Source organism: Agromyces humi (genome assembly GCF_009720255.1).
GTDB lineage: Bacteria > Actinomycetota > Actinomycetes > Actinomycetales > Microbacteriaceae > Agromyces > Agromyces humi.
The window spans coordinates 1-1,827 of sequence record NZ_WJSP02000567.1; the positions used below are offsets into that span (position 1 = coordinate 1).

The window sequence follows — 1,827 nt, forward strand, 5'->3', positions numbered from 1 at the left end:
GCGCACCCTGTCGGGCGGCCAGCGGCAGCGCGTGGCGATCGCCCGGGCGCTCGCCATCGAGCCCGACGTGCTCGTGATGGACGAGGCGACGAGCGCGCTCGACGTCTCGGTGCAGGCGCAGGTGCTCGACCTCCTGGCGGCGATCCGCTGCGAGCGGGGCCTGACCGTGCTGTTCATCAGCCACGACCTCGCCGTGGTGCGCCGGGTCTGCGAGCAGACGGTGGTGATGCGCGCCGGCGAGATCGTGGAGCGCGGCGAGACGGCGTCGCTGCTGGCCGCGCCGCGGCATCCGTACACCCGACTCCTGATCGACTCGGTGCCGAGGCCCGGCTGGGACCTCCACGCACTCGCGTCCGCCGAGCCGCCGCGTGCGGCATCCGAACGCCCAGCGGGGGTCACCGCGTGAGGGCGGCCCCGGGCCGGACGTTCACTCCCAGTTGTCGACGGGCGTCGTCTCGTCGAGGGGGTCGCCCTCGCTCGCGCTGGTGACCTTCGTGCCGTCCTCGGCGGCCTGCCGGTCGGCCTCGGAGGAGTCGACGCGGGCGTCGTCGACGTCGGGGTCGAGCGGCCGGGGGTCCCGGTCGGCGTCGAACGGCTCCTCCAGTGGGTCCACGAAGTCGGTCATGGTCGTTCCTTCCTCTCGTCGCGATCGCGGCTCACTCGCGGGCGCCCCTGAGGTCCCGGATCTCCTGGACCTCCTCGGGGCTGAGCTCGACGTCGCCCGCGTCGTCGGGGCCTCCGGTGCCCGGCACCGCCCGGACCCGCGAGGCGTCGATGTCGTCGTCGATGCCATCGGGCAGCGGGTCGGCCTGCTTGGCTGCCGTCTCCGTCTCGCTGCCCGGGCTGTAGCTCACGTCCTTGCGGGTCTGCTCGGCATCGGTCAGTGGCGCGGCGTCGCCGGCTCCCGCTTCGGGGTTCGGGCGCGCGCCCGTCTCGTCTGGCGTGCTCATGGCCGCGAGCCTAGGTCGGCCGCCGCGGGGTCGTCAGGCCCTTGACACCGGCGCGCAGCACGGGGACGCCCGGGGAGGCACGGGCTGGTCAGCGCCGGAAGCGAGTGTCGGAGGGTGCTCGCTAGGGTGGGAACCACCACCACGATCAGGGGGATCATCCATGCAACGAATCATGACGTCCACCGCGCTGGTCTTCGCCGGCGCACTGCTGCTCGCCGGCTGTGCGGCCGGCGGTGGCGGAGCCTCGTCGAGTGCCGACGAGTGCGACACGGTGAAGTCCGAAGTCCGCGACATCTCGAACGGTGCGCAGAACGCGCTCGCCGCCGGCGGCGACCCGAGCGAGACGCAGGCGACGCTCGAGGGCTACAGCGACCGGGTCGACACGCTCGGCGAAGACACGTCCGACGCCGTGAGCGACGAGCTCGAGAAGCTCGCCGAGGCGCTCGACGACGCGGCCGAGTTCGCCGCGACGCTGCCGTCCGATCCTGACGCCGAGGTCGACGCCGACGCGGTCGCCGAGCAGCAGACCGCGATCCAGGATGCGGCTTCGGGCGTCAACGACGCCTGCAGCGCCGACTGACGACGCAGCAGCACGAGCGCGGGGCGCGGCATCCGATCAGCGGATGTCGCGCCCCGCGCTCGTCCGCCCCATGGGTTCGATCCCCCTGAAACCGGCGAAGCGCAACCCCCGTCCGAGTCGACGCGCCGGTCCTTATGCTGCACCCATGCAACGAATCACCACTTCCGCGGCACCCTGAGCGACGTTCGTGACCCGGGTCTCCCCGGTCCATCTGCCCACCCGCAGCCATGCTTCCGGCGTTCCAAGGTCTGCTGACATGACACCCCTCCCCCGGGGTCAACTTGGCGCCCCGCCCCG

The 1,827-nt window shown here is 72.8% G+C and carries 4 protein-coding genes; 2 read left to right on the top strand and 2 right to left on the bottom strand.

The window, feature by feature from the left end:
- On the top strand, positions 1–406 hold a 406-nt coding region (locus tag GH736_RS22325; RefSeq protein ID WP_159607163.1), incomplete at its 5' end, for an ABC transporter ATP-binding protein.
- A gap of 21 nt (positions 407–427) precedes the next feature.
- Here the strand turns inward: GH736_RS22325 and GH736_RS22330 are convergent.
- Both GH736_RS22330 and GH736_RS22335 read right to left on the bottom strand, forming a co-directional pair.
- A complete protein-coding gene (locus GH736_RS22330; RefSeq protein ID WP_159607165.1) occupies positions 428–625 on the bottom strand; it encodes a hypothetical protein in 198 nt (65 codons plus the stop codon).
- Positions 626–656: 31 nt separating this feature from the next.
- Positions 657–950 (bottom strand): hypothetical protein, encoded by a 294-nt coding sequence (locus tag GH736_RS22335; RefSeq protein ID WP_203230913.1) that lies wholly within the window; start codon positions 948–950, stop codon positions 657–659.
- Between the two features lie 172 nt (positions 951–1,122).
- On the opposite strand from GH736_RS22335, the gene GH736_RS22340 reads away from it, so the two are divergent.
- The gene (locus GH736_RS22340; RefSeq protein ID WP_159607167.1) at positions 1,123–1,530 is read left to right on the top strand and encodes a hypothetical protein; all 408 of its coding nucleotides are present in this window, start codon (positions 1,123–1,125) and stop codon (positions 1,528–1,530) included.
- Positions 1,531–1,827: the final 297 nt, after the last annotated feature.